Raw genomic sequence first — 15,986 nt, 5'->3', positions numbered from 1 at the left:
CACGATCCCTCCCGGAGGATGCGAACACCTCATCGCACCTCGCACAGGAGAACGTGTGCCGAAACATTCCACCACCCCCTTCCTGCGCCGCAAGACCACCCTGGCGGCCGGTGTCGCGGGCGTCGTCGTCGCCGCCGGAGCGGGCCTGCTGCTCTCCCCGGCCTCCGCCGGCCAGGCCGCCGCGCCCCGCCTCCCCTCGGCGAACATGACCTTCGACTACCAGATCGGCGCCCCCTACACGCCGCCGAAGGGCGTGAGCGCGGTCTCCCGCGACCGTTCCGCCGCGCCCGCGGCCGGGATGTACAACGTCTGTTACATCAATGCCTTCCAGGCCCAGCCCGACGCCCTGAGCTGGTGGCAGAAGAACCACCCCGACCTCGTCCTGCGCGACTCCGCCAAGCGCCCGGTCGTCGACGAGGACTGGGGCGAGGCCCTGCTCGACACCTCGACGGCCGACAAGCGCACCCGGCTGGCCAAGGTCGTGGGCGACTGGGTCACCGGCTGTGCCCGCAGCGGGTACCAGGCCGTCGAGCCGGACAACCTGGACTCCTTCTCCCGCTCCGGCGGCCGCCTGACGAAGGCGAACAACGCCGCCTTCGCGAAGCTGCTCGCCGACCGCGCCCACGCGGCGGGCCTGGCCATCGGCCAGAAGAACACCGCCGAATTGCTTCCTGAGCGGAAGAAAATCGGCTTCGACTTCGCGGTCGCCGAGGAGTGCGGCCAGTACGACGAGTGCGGCGACTTCGCGAAGGCGTACGAGAACCGCGTGTTCGTCATCGAGTACGAGAACTCCGGTTACAACAAGGCGTGCTCGGCCTGGGGCTCGAAGCTCTCCATCGTCCAGCGCGACCTGGACGTGACGGCTCCCGGCTCCAAGGCATACCGCTTCCGCACCTGCTGACCCCCACCAGAACCGGCCTCTCCCGCCCGCCCGCCCCCCACCGGCGGGAGAGGCCACTGGTCGGCGGTGGCCGCCGTGCCCGCCCGGCCGCCGGCGGCCGACGCTGCTCCAGTCAGCGGGAGCAGGCGCCACCGTACGGCCTGCGGCGTGCTCACCAAGGGCGGCGGGCCAGTTCCGGCAGGTCGGGCTGGGCATCGGGCTCATTCTGGGCCGCTCGTTGCCCCTGTGGACCGATCAGTCAGACACAGCTGCTTGCCAGCTCCATGAGGCGCGGCGGGGGCGGTCGTCCAGCTCGGCGCGGCCGGTGCACCAGAGGAGGACCTGGACCGGGTCCTCGCCGGGCGGGGCGTCGGGAAAGAGACGGCGGAGCACCTTCGCCGACAACGGTGCTGGCGGCAGCCACGGCACGCCCAGCCCCTGGGTGATGTCGTAGGTGTGCAGGAGGATTTCAGCGACACCCATCGCCGCGAATCCGGCCCGATCGCACGGCCCCCAGTGCCAGGCCCGCAGCCCCGGATCGGCCTTGGCCAGAGCACTGCTGAGCAGCCCTGCGCAGGCGGTGACCACCTGAAGCACCTCGCGCGGGGCGGTGCCGGGGCGGACGGCGAGGTCGAAGGGGAGGTAGGCCCCGGTGGGGCGGGCCGCTACCTGCCCGGCGTAGGCCAGCAGGTCGTGCGCGATGTGCGCGGCCGTCGTCCAGCAGCTCCACTCCAGCGAACCCGCCGGAACCGACCAGTCCAGCGCGTCGTACGTGCCGAGCGCCCCCGCCATCTCGGCCACGGCTTCGTCGAGGTCTCGGTTGTCCATGTAGCGCATCCCGCGATGCTAATGCTGCGGCTTGGGAGCTGGAGTTCGCCAGGGTGAACTGCCCCTGGAGCTTCTGCTCCTCCGCGTCGCACCCAGCGACCGGCTGACCGTCGGGCCCGAACCAGCAGTAGGCGGTGTGCGTGGACCACTCCAGGGTGGGGTGGTCCAAGTCGGCGTCGACCTCAATGAGGTAGTCGGCCTCCCGCCGTGTGCCGTCGCCGTCGTCGCCGGTCCACGCAGCCACCCCGAGCAGGCGCCGTAGCCGGCGCAGGTGCCAACCGGCCTCTTCCCCGACTCCCCGGCAAGGGTGTCCAACAGGAACTCACCCGGCTCGACATGGCCGCCGGCCGGAGGCTGCGCCTCTGGGCGAAGGCGTGACCGTCCCGGTGACCGAAAACTCCACGCCACGGTCCACTTCCATAGAGGACTGATCTTCTGCCATGGCCCCGCAGTAGGGCCGCGGCCGATCACAGCAGTACACAGCTGCTACGCATATGATCAACAGCCAATCGGGGGAATCTGGACATGGCATGGCATGGCAGTGGACTTGGACCGCGATGCGGGCTGTAAGGCGACCGGGGATCCGGCCGGCGTTGACCGCCACCGGGACGGGGGTCTGAGGATGGTGCGCCTCTGGGACAAATGGACCGGCACCAGGTACCCCGACAGCAGCGTCGCACCCCTGCCCGCTCTGGAGCTCCGCGCAGCGTTGCTCGAACTCAACGCCCGAGACGTACCGTTCAGCGTGCGCGAAGCCTTCGCCAAGGAGAAGGCCGACCTGGTGGCGGAGTGCAGGATCCCCAGGGCGAGGCTGACGCTCAGGACGCGCATGCGCCTCGTACCGGCGAAGCACGAAGTGCGTGTGCTGGAGGAACGGTGGGAGCCGTCGCACGAGTCCGGCCAGCAGTACGGACGCGGCGGCCACAAGGTGTACCGGGAGTGGGAGTTCCGGCGCGGTGCGGATGGCCGCCGGCACAAGGTGGAGACGCTCCGGTTCGACACGCGGGATGTACGGGATCCCCTGCGCACGGTGGTCCTCAACGCGGGCTGGACCTGGCGCGGAGTACTGCTCCGGTACTGACCGGCCGTCCAGCGGTCCCCGGAGTCGTCGCCCCTCACCACCCCCTCCCCCACGTCAGCTGCACGGCGGACGAGAGCGGGCGGCGGTCGCAAGCGGGGTCATGCCGCGCGTGCTCCAGATGCATGGCCTCGGTGGTGGACCGAGCTGGGCCCGGAGCCGGAGGGTCAGCGGGTCCTGTCGATGGCGTTGCGGGCCGCCGTGCGGAAGTGTTTGACCGCCTCGTAGAGGTGGCGCTCGCGTTCCACGCCGAGCGCGGTGTCCGCGGCCCTGTGGGTGGTGTCCCCCGCGCGGGCGTTCTCCGCCATCCGGCGCATGACCTCGGCGAGGTCTGCCGACGCGTGGGTGACGCGTTCCGCCGCGTCCGCGAGAGGGGCGGGGCCTTCCAGGATGACGACTTCGCAAGCGCGGTGGACCTCGCGGGCCAGGGTGACGAAGCGGCCTATCCGCTCATCGACGTCCGGCAGGTCGGGCTGATCCGTGCGCAGGGCGTCCAGGACGGTATCCATGGCGATGTCGCGTTCGTGGAGGGCGCGGAGGTAGCCGGCGTACGCGTCGCGGCGGTGCTGGCGGCTCCATTGGGCGTGCTGGGAGCGGGCCTGCGTACGGCCGTTGACGAGGGCGGCTCCGAGGGTGGTGGCGGAGCCGACAGCAGCGCCCAGCAGGGCAGCGAGTCCTGAGTCCATGCGACCCAGTCTGCCCTTGCTGTGTTTTTGTGTTCTTGTTTCCTCGGCTCAGCCGGGCAGGAGGGCCAGGATCTCGCGGACGACCACCTCGGGGTCGGTCAGCGGGACGTAATGGCCCGATTTCGCCGCTACGACATGCCGGCCCTTTGCTGCCCGGCCCGCGCGGAGGGCATGAGAGGCGTTCGCCGCGGCGCGCATGGCGCTGTCCATGCCGTCCCCGGGGAGGCCGCCGGAGATCACCGTGACCGGGACGTCACCGGTGCTCGGGGGTGTGTCGCGCCACGTGGCCAGCTCGTCCAGATAGGTGCGGGCCTGGCGTCGCTGGGTGCGCAGCACGCCGGTCGTGAAGCCCTCTCGGGCCATGTCCCGGCGGGCGTCCTCGGGGAGCCGGGCGAGCTGGCCGCGGAACAGCGGCCGCAGCAGCCCGAGGGCGGCGAGGGTGCTGCCGAGGCCCAGGGCCATCCGCTCCAGCCGACGGAACCGGCTGCCGAAGAGTACGTCGGCGGCCTCGTCCGTGGGGTCCACCAGGACCAGGCCGACGATACGTTCGGGCCCGCGTGCGGCGGCGAGCCGGACCAGCGGGCCGCCCGCGCTGTGCCCGACCAGGACGAAGGGCCCGGGGCCGAAGTGGTCGAGCAGCGCGCCCAGGTCGGCGGCCATGCGCGTCAGGGTGCGGTCGGCCGGATCGGGGGCGCTGCGGCCCAGCCCGGAACGGTCGTAGGCGATGGCCCGGGCATGGGGCGCGATGCCCGGCTGCACCAGAGCCCACGAGGAGCGGCCCGCGCCGGCCCCGGCCTCGAACACGACGGTCGGTCCGTCCGGCCGTTCGCCGGGCAGGACCGTCGCGTAGAGGCGTCGGCCGTCCGGCAGAGGCACCCATTCGGGGGTGCCCTGGATGTGTGCGCGGTCGACCGAGGCGGTCATCGGGCGGTCTCCAGAGTGAAGAGGTTCATCCGGTACGTGTTGACGGCCGGCGGGACCAGACGTGCCAGCAGGGGCATGCCGTAGCGATGGCGCCATGGCCAGCTCCGGCCCACCTCCGGCTGCGGGGTCGCGAACGTCCTGCTCTCGCGCAGTCTCAGCCCCCAGCGTTCCAGGGCTTTCGGGTCGTCGCAGGTCCATGTCATACGGGCGTCGACGGCCTTGAACACCGGGTTGCGTTCCTGGTTGCGCATCATGGCGCCGCCGCCGGTGTCGAAGCTCAGTCCGGCTCCGGGGAAGCGGTTCGCCAGAGCCTGGATGACGGAGCGGACCTGGCCCTCGTCGAGGTAGAGGAGGACAGCCTCGCTGACGAAGAAGTACGGTCCGGGGCTCTCCGCCACCCGCTCGAACCAGTCGGTGTCCAGCACGGAGGCCGCGAGGGTCGTGGTCCGGGCGGAGTCGGTCAGGAACCGCCGTCGCAACTCCACCGTGTCCGGCAGGTCGAGGTCGAACCAGTGCGCCCGGCCGTTGTCGAGGCGGCGCGAACGGGTTCCGAGTCCGGCGCCGAGTTCGACCACCGTGCCGTCGGGGTGCTCGGTGAGGAACCGGCGCACCCACCCGTCGAAGATCGCACTGCGCAGCACGGAGCCGCCGAGCGAGGGCCCGCGGAACTTCGCGAAGTCGTAGTCGATGCGCTCGACCATTTTCGGTGCCTCGACGTCTCCGAGGACGGGGCGGCGGGCCTGCGCGTCAAGTGCGCGCCCGTACAGCGGGATCAGCAGCGTCTCCTGCACGGCGCCCAGCCGCACGCTCTCCCTGGCCATCTGCCCCCGCACCCTCGAAGTTAGGCTTACCTAAGTAAGCCTAAGGCGGCGACGACGGAACTTCAATTCCCTTGGCCTCTCGTGGTCGAGCGCCGCAGCGACTGCCCGATCCGCCTACCGCCCCCGCGCTCAGGAGGCGTGGCGGACCGGCTCTGCTCCGGTGTGGATCAGGAAGTCGGTCAGTACGTGGGCGAGTCGTTCGGGCTGGTCCTCGGGAATGAGGGTGGACGAGTCGGCGATCTCGATCAGCCGGCCCTGCGGGTACAGCGCGGCCAGCCGGGGGCCGTGCTCACGCGGCATCAAACGGTCCTCGGTCGCCCAGACGACCAGTACCGGGCGGTCGAACTCACGCAGTCGCTCGCTCCAGGCGAGCAGGGTCTTGCGGTCAGGTGCTCCGGTGGCGAATTTGACGAAGTCCCTGCGGATGGCTCTGCTGCGGGTGGCGGGGGCGAACCAGTCGTCCATGATCTCGTCGGGGATACCCCGCAGGCTCATCCCGCCGTATCCGCCCCGGCTGTGACGGACCAACGGAAGCCGCATGAGTCGTGTCAGGAGCCAGACGGCGCCGGGAATCCTGCACACCTGCGCCATGGCCTTGGCCGGCCCCGGAGGAAAGTTGTCGAAAGCCTCGCACGCCACCAGCACCATGCGCGCGATGTGCTGGTCCTGCCCGTCCAGCACCAGGAACTGGCCGCCGCCCCAGTCATTGAGTACGAGGGTCACCTCGCCCAGACCGAGCCTCTCGATGAACTCTCCCAGGAGCCGGGCGACACCGCGCTGGGACAGGTCGGCGTCCGGGTGCATCGGCTGACGGTGACCGCCCAGGGGCAACGTGGGCAGGACGCAGCGGTATCCGCCGAGCATCGGGACCACCTTGCGCCACTGGGTCTCGTTCATCGGCATACCGTGGCCGAACACCAGCACGGGCCCGTCGCCGCCGGTGTCCTGGTAGTCGATCGGTCCGGACGACAGCTCGATTCTCGGCATTCCGACCTCCCACTTGATAGATCGTTCCCACCATTCTGACCACAATCCTGGGCAGGAAGGGAGTAGAAGGACTGGAAGGAGTGGAAGGACTGGAAGATGGAAGGCTGCTCATTCAGCAGCCTTTGTGGCACCGGTCCCGCGACCGGCCGCTGGAGGGGTGCGCAGCCGCAGGCGTTCTCCCTGGGGCCCGAACATGATCAGATACTCCACCGGTCCGTCCGATCCGGCGTTCGCGACTCCGTGAGGGATGCGGGTGTCGAACTCGATGACGTCCCCGGCGGTCAGCACGAGGTCCTGGCTGCCGAGTGCGAGCCGCAGCCGCCCGTACAGGACGCACAGCCACGCGTAACCCTCGTGGGACACCTGCCGGGACGGCCGCCCGGGCGGCTCCGCGACGGCGGGCAGGACGTGCTTGTGGGCGTGCATGCCTCCGACGTACCGGGTCAGCGGCAGCACCGCCTTGTCGTCACCGAAGCTGTGCGGCGCCGGGCTGCGGGGCGCGTCCGCGGGGACGGGGGCCGGGACGGGTGCGCCGCCGGCCAGCTCGTCCAGGGCGACTCCGTATTCCTTCGCCAGTTGCAGCACCACCTCCAGGGTGGGCTTGCGCCGACCGGTCTCGATCCGCGACAGCGTGCTGGGCGAGATGCCGGTCGCGCGGCTGATATCGACGAGTGTGACGCCACGGCGCTCGCGCACGCCCCGCAGCCGCGGCCCGATCGCTGCCAGGGTCTGGGCCACCTCGTCACCTGCCACCGTCCCCGTCCCGTTCCTTCCCGCCGTGCCTGCTCCACGTCCCTGTCCGTACTGACCTGCAAGCTTGCCAGAATGGCAACGCCGATCGCGCCGAGTGGCCGCCCCACCGCATGATCGACGGGTACACGCCGGCCGCCCGCGAACCGAGGAGAAGTCCCCATGCAATCCGAGCCGACCACCGCCCTCCGCCACCGCACCGTCGAGGCCCCGGCCGGGCGTCTGCACCTGGTCGAGCAGGGCACCGGCCCGCTGGTCCTGCTCGTGCACGGCTTCCCCGAGTCCTGGTACTCCTGGCGCCGCCAGCTCCCGGCCCTCGCCGCGGCCGGGTACCGGGCCGTGGCGATCGACGTACGCGGCTACGGCCGCTCCTCCAAGCCCGCGGCGACCGACGCCTACCGCATGCTGGACCTGGTGGAGGACAACGTCGCCGTCGTGCGCGCCCTCGGCGAGGAGAGCGCGGTGATCGTCGGCCACGACTGGGGGGCCAACATCGCCGCCGCCTCCGCCCTGCTCCACCCCGAAGTCTTCCGCGCGGTCGGCCTGCTGAGCGTCCCGTACGCGCCACCCGGCGGCCCCCGCCCCACCGACATCTTCGGCCGGATCGGCGGCCCCGAGCAGGAGTTCTACGTCTCCTACTTCCAGGAGCCCGGCCGCGCCGAGGCGGAGATCGAGCCCGACGTCCGGGGCTGGCTCGCGGGCTTCTACGCGGCCCTGTCCGCCGACACCATGCCTGCCCAGGGCGAGCCCGACCCGCACTTCGTCACCCCGGGCTGCCGACTGCGCGACCGCTTCCCCGCCGGCCCGCTCCCGGCCTGGTTGAGCGAGGAGGAACTCGACCTCTACGCCGGGGAGTTCGAGCGCACCGGCCTGACCGGCGCCCTCAACCGCTACCGCAACATGGACCGCGACTGGGAAGACCTCGCCCCCTATCGCGGAGCCCCGATCCACCAGCCCGCCCTGTTCGTCGGTGGCGCACTGGACGCCTCCACCACCTGGATGGCCGACGCCATCGACGCGTACCCCACCACCCTCCCCGCCCTGTCCGCCTCCCACCTCCTGGACGGCTGCGGCCACTGGATCCAGCAGGAACGCCCCGACGAGGTCAACAGCCTGCTCACCGAATGGCTCGCCACACTCCAGGGGTGAATCAGGCGGCTCACGAGAGGTGAGGGTGGCCTTCCGGCGCCCGCCCGGGTCAGAAGGAGACGTCGAAGTAGTCGATGTCCGTGAACTCGACCCGGAGCTCGTCCGCGCGGGTGCCGCCGTCCTTGAAGTAGATCTCCTGCAGCCCCTCGGCGACGATCGCGCGCAGGTCCCGGTCGGCGGCGCCCTCGGCGCGGGCGTCGAAGAGGCGCTGGGCGTAGGAGGCCGGGAGGTGGACGGTGAGGCGGCGCACGCGGCCGTCGTCCGTGGTGCCGACGGGGGCCGTGTAGCCGAACCGGGCGCGGGTCTCGACGGTGATCCCCGTACTGGTCGCGGCCTCCTGGCGGCGCCGCCTGCGGACCATCGGCTGCCAGCGGGCCCGTACCGCCTCGTCGATCTTCGCGGCGACCTGCGGGGGCGGGTTCTTGCGTACTCCGCGGCGGTAACGGTTCACGGAGTCCGCGGTGACGCCGACCTCCTGACCGATCTCCTTGGGGCTGAGGTGCTTCAGGAGGAAGTTGATGCGGCCCCTCACCGTCTTGGGCGGCTCCCTGGTGAACGCCTCCTGGTCGGCGCGGACGATCGCGTCCTCGATCTCTCCCACAGCGGTTCAGCTCCTCGGCACGGGGTGGTGGGTCGGGGTCGGCATCCCCGCTACTCGCCCTCGTCGAGAACGGCGTCGCCGCCCTTGATGTGGCGGGCGGGGTTGAGGCCCTTCTCCATCAGGTCGACGGCCCAGGACATCTCCTGTACGCCTTCCAGTTTCGCCAGGCCGGGGTTCGGGCCGAGCCGGAACGCGCCCATCAGGGGCTTGCCGGAGGCGGCGTACGGGAGGAAGTCCAGCGGGGAGGCGCCCGGCGAAGGATAGACCACGCAGTCGGAGAGGACCGCGAGGGGGTACCGGCCGGTCAGTTTCACCATGTTGGTGAGTTTGCGGTGCATGTTGACGCGGGCCTTGGAGATGACGGCGGCGCGGATGTCGGGGCGCCAGGTCGGGCGCATCATGGCGGGCCAGGATTCGCCGTCGCGGTAGGTACGGCCCTGGGGACGCTCGCGGAGTTTGCCGATGCCGCCCTTGACCGTGGCCTTGATCGCGGCGAGCACCGCGGCCATGGCCGGGTCGGTCCGCTTGTGGACCTCCATCGCGGCGAGGAAGTCGGCGTCGGTGAGCTCGGCGGTGACACCGAGGTCGGCGAGGGTGTCCATGTACGCGGTCTTGAGGCGGTCGTGCCACGGGTCGAGGTACGCGCCGGTCTCGCGGCGCAGGTACGCCTCGACGGGGTGGACCTCCTGGCCGAGTTCCTGGGCGTAGGCGAGGGTGTGGGTCTGGTACCAGGCCGGCCCGCCCGGGCGGGTGCCGTCGGGGGTGAAGGGGGACGGCAGGCGGGGGTCGAGGTCGATGTGGGAGAGGTCCGCGAGCCAGGAGCCGGGGATCTTCTTGTTGAACACCGGCCGGTGGAAGTGGTCGGGGGCGGAGAGGCCGACCGTCAGACGGGCGGCGGCCGCGAGGAACGCGGTGTTCAGGTCCAGGCCGACCGCGTACGGGAGCAGGCACTCCTCGTCGGAGAGCAGGGCGGGGTCGCGGACCCACTGGTACGCCTCCTCGTTGAGGAAGCCGCCCGTCCAGCCGGAGTTCACGACCACGGGGTGCTCGGCGATGGCCTCCGGAGGCGCCGGGTCCACCGGCTCCGAGCCGAGGCTGCCGGGGTTGTGGCCCGACACCCAGGCCCCGTCCTCCTGCACGGCGCGGGTGGGCGGGCGCATCGCGGTCATCAGCTCCAGCCCGGACACGGCGGTGGAGCCGCGCGGGGTGATGACCCGCTGGGCGTAGACGCTGAGGACGCGGGCGATGTCGGCGGGGTGCAGGGCGGCGACACCGGGCCAGGAGCGCGTGTCGAGCGCGTCCCAGGACAGGATCGCGAGCTGTACGCACTGCCGCGCGCTCCCCTGGGCCTTGCGGTAGACGCGCGCCCACGGGCCGAAGCCGCGCTGGGTGAGCTGCCAGCGGGCCTTCGCGATCTGCCGTACGACAGGGTGGTCCTCCGCCAGGCGCAGCGAACGCCGCTCCTCACGGCCCTCCAGATGCTCCGGCAGTCCGAGCTTCACGGCGGCGGAGGCGGTGAGGACGACGAGGGGGTCGGAGTCCTTGCCGTTGCGGTGGAGGCGGGGCGCGCCGAGACCGGACTCCTTGAGGGTCCACTCCACCAGCTCGATGACGGTGGTGGCCGGGCAGTCCAGCACGATCCCGTCGGCAGCGTAGGCGGCGCCGTCGCCGTCGAGGACGACGAGGGGGCCGTGCGGGAAGCGGGGGTCGGCGGGGGCGGGAGCAGGGGCGGGGGCCGTCCGCGCGGCGGGACGGCGCGGGGCGGGTGTTGGGCGGGGGGCGGTGTCGGCGGCGTCGGCCGGAGCGGGCGCGGGCGCGGGCGGCGGCGCCGGCGGGGCGGGCTGGGCGGGCTGGGCGGAGGATTCTTCGGGCTCCTCCGGTGCCTCCGGCACCTCGGGCTCCGCCGGTGCGGCGGGGTACTGGGCGGCCCACCCTTCGAGCAGCCGCTGGTACGCCTGCCGGCGCGGCGGCCTCGGCTCGGACCGCCCCGCCTCCCAGTTCTTCACCGACTGCGTCGTCGACTGCAGGACTTGCGCGAGCCGCACCTGAGTAACCCCGGCCGCCTCCCGCAGCCGGGCCCGCTCCGCGGGCGGCGGCATCTCGGGCTCCCCGGTCAACAGGGCATCCACGGCCGCGAACAGCTCATCCTGAGTCGGCATGAGCCGACCGTAGCATGCTTTAGCCCTGGATTCGGTATCGATTACCCCCTGGATTTAACCTTGCTGGGGTGTTGGCCGACGAGCACAGGAGTTGGCTGATCCTGCTTCCGTAACGCTGCGTTGTGGTGAGTCCTTTCCACCTGGAAGCTGGGCTGACTGATGCCTGTACTACGCCCGGCACGAGTACTGCCCGGGAACTGCGGGGCAGGGTTCGCGAGGGGGAGCTCGTCCGGCTGGAGGCGGAGGTGGACCTCGGCCAGCCGCTCCCGGCCGGGAAGACGCGGAAATCGGTCGACGCTTCCACCCGACCTACGCGGTCGGAGGCAGAGTTGGATCGGATCCGGACAATCAGACGGCATTGACTGCAAAAGGCCAGGGTTTTCTGCGATCGTGCGATTTTCGCGGGCTGCTACAGATCTGAGTGCAGAGACGGCATCACGGTTGCCGAGGCTGCCGCCGGTGAGGACTGTGCGATGGGGGAGTCGTGACAGAACCAGGCTTCATACAAGATCAGCCACCATCCGACGGTGTGAACCAGCCACGCGTCCGTCGTCCGAGCCGAAGACTCCTACTGCTCGGCGGCATCGGCTTCTTGGTTCTCGCACTCCTGGTGGGGGTGACTGTCTGGCTGACCGCATCGGACTCTCCCGAGGCAGGCCCAAAAGGCAATCGCGAGCCGTTTGAGCAGGCCATCGACAGCCTGGCAGAGGCTCAGGCCCTGCGGTACAAGGCCACCGAGTGGATCGGCACCACTCAGCGAGACGTCACCGTTACCGCATTCGGCGACCAGTTCGGCAGCCTTGGCTTCGGCGGCAAACTGGAAGATCTGACCAGCGACGTGCTCCGGGTGAACGGCACCACCTACACCAGGTCGCAGAAGGACCCGGTGAACAAGGGCACTGGCAAGTGGACGATCGAGAAGCTCGGGGGTGACGCGGTCGACAACGCGATCCTCGACCGGTACGTGTCCCCAGCTGAACTGGCCTTTCAGCTTCAAGATGCACTGAACGAGGTCAAGCGCTTCCCGGATTCGAAGGATCCGGGCCTGCCCAGCGTCACCGCGGGTGGGGTGCCGGCACTGCGGGTTGACACGTCGGCAGGTCGTCTCGTGGTGTCGAAAGACGCACCGTACCGAGTGCTGCGCCTGGAACTGGTCAGCCCGCACGAGGTGATCGATCAGATCAAGAAGACGAAGTCGCCGCAGGCTGTTCCGCCGGTTGTCACCGCCGGTCCGCTCAAAGGATCAGTCACCGACGGCTCCACCGGGATCGACCTCCTGCCCCTGGCCGATGATCAGGTCAAGCAGACGTACGACACCTTGGAGGGCTACACCAAGCAGCTCGTCGGGGCCGTGGACGGTGGCATCGACTTCCAGCTCGACTCCGCCGGCAATCTCCAATGCGGCAGCGATGGCTGCTCGATCCAGGAGACGTTCAAGGGGACGGTGAGCGCCTCCGCCAAGACACGCCTCACCGGTGGCAAGGTCACAGCCACCATGAGCGCGAGCGTGACCATCGACGGCCAACCCGCCGGCTCGTGCACCAGCCAGCCGGGTACCTTCACGGTCACCGGGAACACGACATCCGGCACCCTCGCCTGTTCCGTTCCGGAAGCCGGTCCGGTCTTCGCCACCGTCGACGCAAAGTACAAAGCCCGAGCTCAAGCCCAGGCGAACAGCACCGGCGGAACGGTCACCGTCCGGTTCTCCTCTCGGGCCAACGCCGTGATCGACGCTCACGCACTCGTAGCGGCCGATGTGGACAAGCTCGTCGCACGAGTCCAGCGCGGCAGGCAGAACAAGGAATGTGCGCCGGCCCATAGCTTCCCACCGGGCACGCCAGTTCTCCTCGGAAACGGAACCCACCGGGCCATCGAGGACATTCACATCGGCGACCAAGTCCTCGCGACCGACCCCGAGACTGGGCTTACCGCTGCGCGACCGGTCGCGGCGACAATTACCACGACCGGAGACAAGAACTTCACCCGCCTGACCCTGGCAGCACCTGGCCCCGCAGTGATCACGGCCACGGACACCCATCCCTTCTGGCTCGCCGACCAGAAACGTTGGGCAAAGGCAGGCGACATACGCTCCGGAAGTAAGCTGCGAACAGCTACGGGTGGGCCGGTCGAAGTCCTCGACGTCAGTCAATACGAACAGATCCAAGCGACGTACGACCTGACCGTCGACGGCATTCACTCGTACTACGTGCTGGCGGGAACCGTACCGGTTCTGGCGCATAACGATGACTACCCCGGTGTCGGCACGATCGTGAATCAGGAAGGGGTTACCATTCAAATCTACTCAAATGATCACGCTCCACCACATGCACATGTAAAAGGACACGGCACTGAGGTTCGAATCGGGCAGAACGGAAAGCCGCTGAAGGACGACCCAGCACTCTCGAAAAACCAACAGAAGGTCGTCGACGACAACATCAAGTCAATTCGGGGTAACATTCGCGCCTCGATGGCAAAATTTAAGGCCAATGGTGGCTGCTGATCGCGAGACCCTGGAGGCTCTGATCAAAGAGCTCGCCGAGGCACTTGGAGATGACCTTCCCTCTTGGCGGGATGGACATGCCAGGTGGGATATCTATCGCCGGATTTCCCTCAAGGCGGGGGCAGTGGATAATCTGCGCCGCGCGGTCGAGATTGAGCCTGACGCCCCCATCGCCTCGGCAATTGTCGTTATGATGCTGGAGCACCTGGACCCCTCGACGCGAGCAGAGTGGGTCGAGATGCTGCACCCGTCAGTTCGTCCGTTCTCCGCGGTTCGGGCGAGAGAACTGGAGACTCTCGAATCCCTCTCAGCCCCTTCCGTACCGCGTGTAGACAAAACGGCACTGGAAGGCTGGTCCGACTGGCTGCAGCTCAGAATCGTGGAATCCGTCACAGATCGCCGCATTCTGTCAACTATGGCTGAGCAGGGAAGAACGAAGAGGATTCGTCGAGTGGCGGCAGAAAGATTGACCGGCGCCACCGATGGATGAGGTTGGATGTCGCTGGGTTCAGATGGGCCTGACGGCCAGGCCAGTCGCGGCGACCCAGCTGTTCATGAGGTCGCTGCCGCATGCCGGTGCCTCACACGGACGCATGCGCTGACGAGATCGCTCGCCTGAACACCGCCGAGGAGCAGGCAGAAGCCGGCCGGCTGGGCCAGGGCCGGCCCGGGAACACCCACGCTCAGGGGCCACCGTCAGGGTCGGCCGCACGCATTCCGGAGGCGCGGGCTATCGCCTCGACTTCCTTGTGGTCGTGGGTCCGTTGCCGCTGTTGTGCGTCGAGGTCGGCGAGGCGGGAGCGTAGTTGGTCGGGGTCCGCGGCGATGTCCGCGGGGACCAGGGTCATGGCGCCCTTGACGTGTTCGCCGTCGCCGAGCGGTACGACGACATGGTCCGCGCGGTCCTCGTGGCCAGGCTGTGTGGCGCCGATCAGGCCCATCAGGGTCAGGAGTTCTTGCCTGACCTCGGCGGTGAAGAGGGCCTTCTCCTCGTCGTCCAGCTGGAGGCTGGCGGTGCCACCGCCGTTCTCCAGCCACAGCCGGAGGATCGTCATGAGGAGTTCGAAGGGGGGCTGGGGCATTCTGGCGCGCAGCGCTTCGACGTAGAGGTGATAGCGCAGGCGGGCCACCTCGCGCGGGTCTTCGCGTTCGTCGTCAGCCATGCCTGTGCTTCTCCCCTGCCAGCCGGGCGCTTGCTCCTCATGGCAGATTCTGCCGTGCGCGGCCGGCGTAGGGGCGCGCGCTCCACGAACTGTTCCCCTCGGGTGCAGCTCCTGCCGACCTCACCCCCGGGGCCGGTACCGGTCCGGGGCGTGAGGTCGGGCTCCCGATGTCAGCCCCTGCGGCGGCGGTTGCGGGCGACGATGGCGCGGGTGACCACCGGCGGGAGCAGGTCCTTGGCCAGTTTGCGCCAGCGGGCGCCAGGTCTGCGGGCGGCGGCCGGCGCGGGGGCCGGCGCCGGTTCCGCCGGGGGTGCAGGATGGAGCGGCTGCGGGGGCGCCGGGGGGACGACGCCCTGGTCGCCGATGCGGACCAGGGGGCGGCCGTCGATGACGTCCACGCCGTGCCAGAGGTCGGCGCGCTGCTCCAGCCAGGTGCGCAGGGCCGCCTGGTGGGGCGCCGGGTCGCCCCAGGTCGCGTAGAGCTTCGAGGCCGAGACGCAGATGGGGCGCAGTTCGCCGGTGACCACGGCGGTCCAGACGGCGGCGGCGACGCCGGGGCAGTGCTCGGAGCGGTAGTCGTCGAAGACCACGACCGCGTCCGGGGTGGCGACCAGACGCGAGGACGCGATGTCCGTGACGACGTGCTCGTAGAGGTGCGAGGCGTCGATGTGCACGAAGCGGCAGCTGCCCGGCTTCACCCGGTCCGCGACGACCGAGGTGGGGGCCTGGATCAGCGTCGGCAGCGTCTCGTGGAAGGCCAGGTAGTTCGTCTCGAAGCCGCGCCGGGTGAGGGTGGGGTATGAGCTGAGGTTCTCCGCGCTGTTGAAGTCGTCCGTCGCGGGCGAGTCGAAGAGGTCGCAGACGGTGAACTCCTCGCCGGGGCGGAGGTACCGCCCGAGGAAGATCGCGCTCTTCCCCATGAACGCGCCGAGCTCCAGCAGATCGCCCGGCCGCCCCTCGTCGCTGTTCTGGCGGGTCAGGAACCAGTCGAAGAGCACCTGGTCGTACGCCGAGAACCAGCCTTTGACCTCGCCGTACGTGGTGGGGACGAGCGGGGCCGGCTCACCGTCGGGGGTCGTGACGGAAGCATGGGGAACGTGCGACACGGAGAGTCATCCTCCAGCGGAGTGGCATCGGATTCGCGCTGATACCCGGCCGGGTACCGGAACCCTAAGGGCTGGGGGGACGTGTGACGAGACGTGAGCGCGATCAACTTGTGCTTCCTGCCCGCCCCATGTGGACCCTTGGAACTCCGTCCCGCGGCGCGGCCGCTCGGTCGAGTCGTTCGGCAGCAGTGTGGGACGACAGAGGCATCTCACTCCGTAGAGCCTGCGACATGAACGCCCGGCGGCAGCGCTTCTGCGAGCTCACTCGGCTCCCCCATACGGACGCGGTCGGTGACCACGCAACGCGGAGTGGGGGTGGCGATGTGTACGCCTCGGTTGATCGGGGCCGCGACC

The 15,986-nt window shown here is 69.8% G+C and carries 15 protein-coding genes; 5 read left to right on the top strand and 10 right to left on the bottom strand.

Features of this window, described 5'->3' with window-relative positions; genetic code table 11:
* Positions 1-55: 55 nt before the first annotated feature.
* A complete protein-coding gene (locus ABZ873_RS06940; RefSeq protein WP_360866353.1) occupies positions 56-901 on the top strand; it encodes an endo alpha-1,4 polygalactosaminidase in 846 nt (281 codons plus the stop codon).
* Positions 902-1,135: 234 nt separating this feature from the next.
* On the opposite strand, the gene ABZ873_RS06935 is transcribed toward ABZ873_RS06940, so the two are convergent.
* The gene (locus tag ABZ873_RS06935; RefSeq protein ID WP_360866350.1) at positions 1,136-1,717 is read right to left on the bottom strand and encodes a maleylpyruvate isomerase N-terminal domain-containing protein; all 582 of its coding nucleotides are present in this window, start codon (positions 1,715-1,717) and stop codon (positions 1,136-1,138) included.
* A gap of 613 nt (positions 1,718-2,330) precedes the next feature.
* Here ABZ873_RS06935 and ABZ873_RS06930 point away from each other — a divergent pair.
* A complete protein-coding gene (locus tag ABZ873_RS06930; protein WP_360866347.1) occupies positions 2,331-2,789 on the top strand; it encodes a hypothetical protein in 459 nt (152 codons plus the stop codon).
* 164 nt (positions 2,790-2,953) lie between these two features.
* On the opposite strand, the gene ABZ873_RS06925 is transcribed toward ABZ873_RS06930, so the two are convergent.
* The 5 genes from ABZ873_RS06925 to ABZ873_RS06905 form a co-directional block, all read right to left on the bottom strand.
* Positions 2,954-3,472 (bottom strand): proline dehydrogenase, encoded by a 519-nt coding sequence (locus ABZ873_RS06925; RefSeq protein ID WP_360866344.1) that lies wholly within the window; start codon positions 3,470-3,472, stop codon positions 2,954-2,956.
* Positions 3,473-3,520: 48 nt separating this feature from the next.
* Positions 3,521-4,396 carry an alpha/beta hydrolase gene (locus tag ABZ873_RS06920; RefSeq protein WP_360866341.1) on the bottom strand — a complete coding sequence of 292 codons (876 nt, stop codon included), beginning with the start codon at positions 4,394-4,396 and terminating at the stop codon, positions 3,521-3,523.
* Positions 4,393-5,217 (bottom strand): class I SAM-dependent methyltransferase, encoded by an 825-nt coding sequence (locus tag ABZ873_RS06915; RefSeq protein WP_360866338.1) that lies wholly within the window; start codon positions 5,215-5,217, stop codon positions 4,393-4,395. The genes ABZ873_RS06920 and ABZ873_RS06915 overlap by 4 nt, the downstream gene beginning before the upstream one ends.
* A gap of 129 nt (positions 5,218-5,346) precedes the next feature.
* Positions 5,347-6,204 (bottom strand): alpha/beta hydrolase, encoded by an 858-nt coding sequence (locus ABZ873_RS06910; protein WP_360866335.1) that lies wholly within the window; start codon positions 6,202-6,204, stop codon positions 5,347-5,349.
* 108 nt (positions 6,205-6,312) lie between these two features.
* Positions 6,313-6,957 carry a helix-turn-helix transcriptional regulator gene (locus tag ABZ873_RS06905; protein ID WP_360866332.1) on the bottom strand — a complete coding sequence of 215 codons (645 nt, stop codon included), beginning with the start codon at positions 6,955-6,957 and terminating at the stop codon, positions 6,313-6,315.
* 159 nt (positions 6,958-7,116) lie between these two features.
* On the opposite strand from ABZ873_RS06905, the gene ABZ873_RS06900 reads away from it, so the two are divergent.
* Positions 7,117-8,103 (top strand): alpha/beta hydrolase, encoded by a 987-nt coding sequence (locus tag ABZ873_RS06900; protein WP_360866329.1) that lies wholly within the window; start codon positions 7,117-7,119, stop codon positions 8,101-8,103.
* A gap of 49 nt (positions 8,104-8,152) precedes the next feature.
* Here ABZ873_RS06900 and ABZ873_RS06895 read toward each other — a convergent pair whose 3' ends face one another.
* Together ABZ873_RS06895 and ABZ873_RS06890 are read right to left on the bottom strand one after the other, a co-directional pair.
* Positions 8,153-8,704 (bottom strand): XRE family transcriptional regulator, encoded by a 552-nt coding sequence (locus ABZ873_RS06895; protein WP_360866327.1) that lies wholly within the window; start codon positions 8,702-8,704, stop codon positions 8,153-8,155.
* A gap of 50 nt (positions 8,705-8,754) precedes the next feature.
* Positions 8,755-10,863: a transcriptional regulator gene (locus ABZ873_RS06890; RefSeq protein ID WP_360866324.1), complete on the bottom strand. Its 2,109-nt coding sequence runs from the start codon at positions 10,861-10,863 to the stop codon at positions 8,755-8,757.
* A 529-nt stretch (positions 10,864-11,392) separates the two neighbouring features.
* On the opposite strand from ABZ873_RS06890, the gene ABZ873_RS06885 reads away from it, so the two are divergent.
* Entirely contained in the window at positions 11,393-13,363 is a 1,971-nt protein-coding gene (locus tag ABZ873_RS06885) for a polymorphic toxin-type HINT domain-containing protein (protein ID WP_360866321.1), read from the top strand.
* Complete coding sequence (locus ABZ873_RS06880) at positions 13,350-13,853, top strand: hypothetical protein (RefSeq protein WP_360866318.1); 504 nt, start codon at positions 13,350-13,352, stop codon at positions 13,851-13,853. Before ABZ873_RS06885 ends, ABZ873_RS06880 begins: the two co-directional genes overlap by 14 nt.
* A 193-nt stretch (positions 13,854-14,046) precedes the next feature.
* Here ABZ873_RS06880 and ABZ873_RS06875 read toward each other — a convergent pair whose 3' ends face one another.
* Together ABZ873_RS06875 and ABZ873_RS06870 are read right to left on the bottom strand one after the other, a co-directional pair.
* The gene (locus ABZ873_RS06875; RefSeq protein ID WP_360866315.1) at positions 14,047-14,526 is read right to left on the bottom strand and encodes a hypothetical protein; all 480 of its coding nucleotides are present in this window, start codon (positions 14,524-14,526) and stop codon (positions 14,047-14,049) included.
* Between the two features lie 170 nt (positions 14,527-14,696).
* Positions 14,697-15,632, bottom strand: coding sequence for a class I SAM-dependent methyltransferase (locus tag ABZ873_RS06870; RefSeq protein WP_360866312.1), 936 nt, complete (start codon positions 15,630-15,632; stop codon positions 14,697-14,699).
* Positions 15,633-15,986: the final 354 nt, after the last annotated feature.

The organism is Streptomyces sp. NPDC047014 (genome assembly GCF_040644195.1).
Lineage (GTDB): Bacteria > Actinomycetota > Actinomycetes > Streptomycetales > Streptomycetaceae > Streptomyces.
Note: the sequence above shows the minus strand (reverse complement) of the source record. Positions and strands in the feature narration are given on the sequence as shown.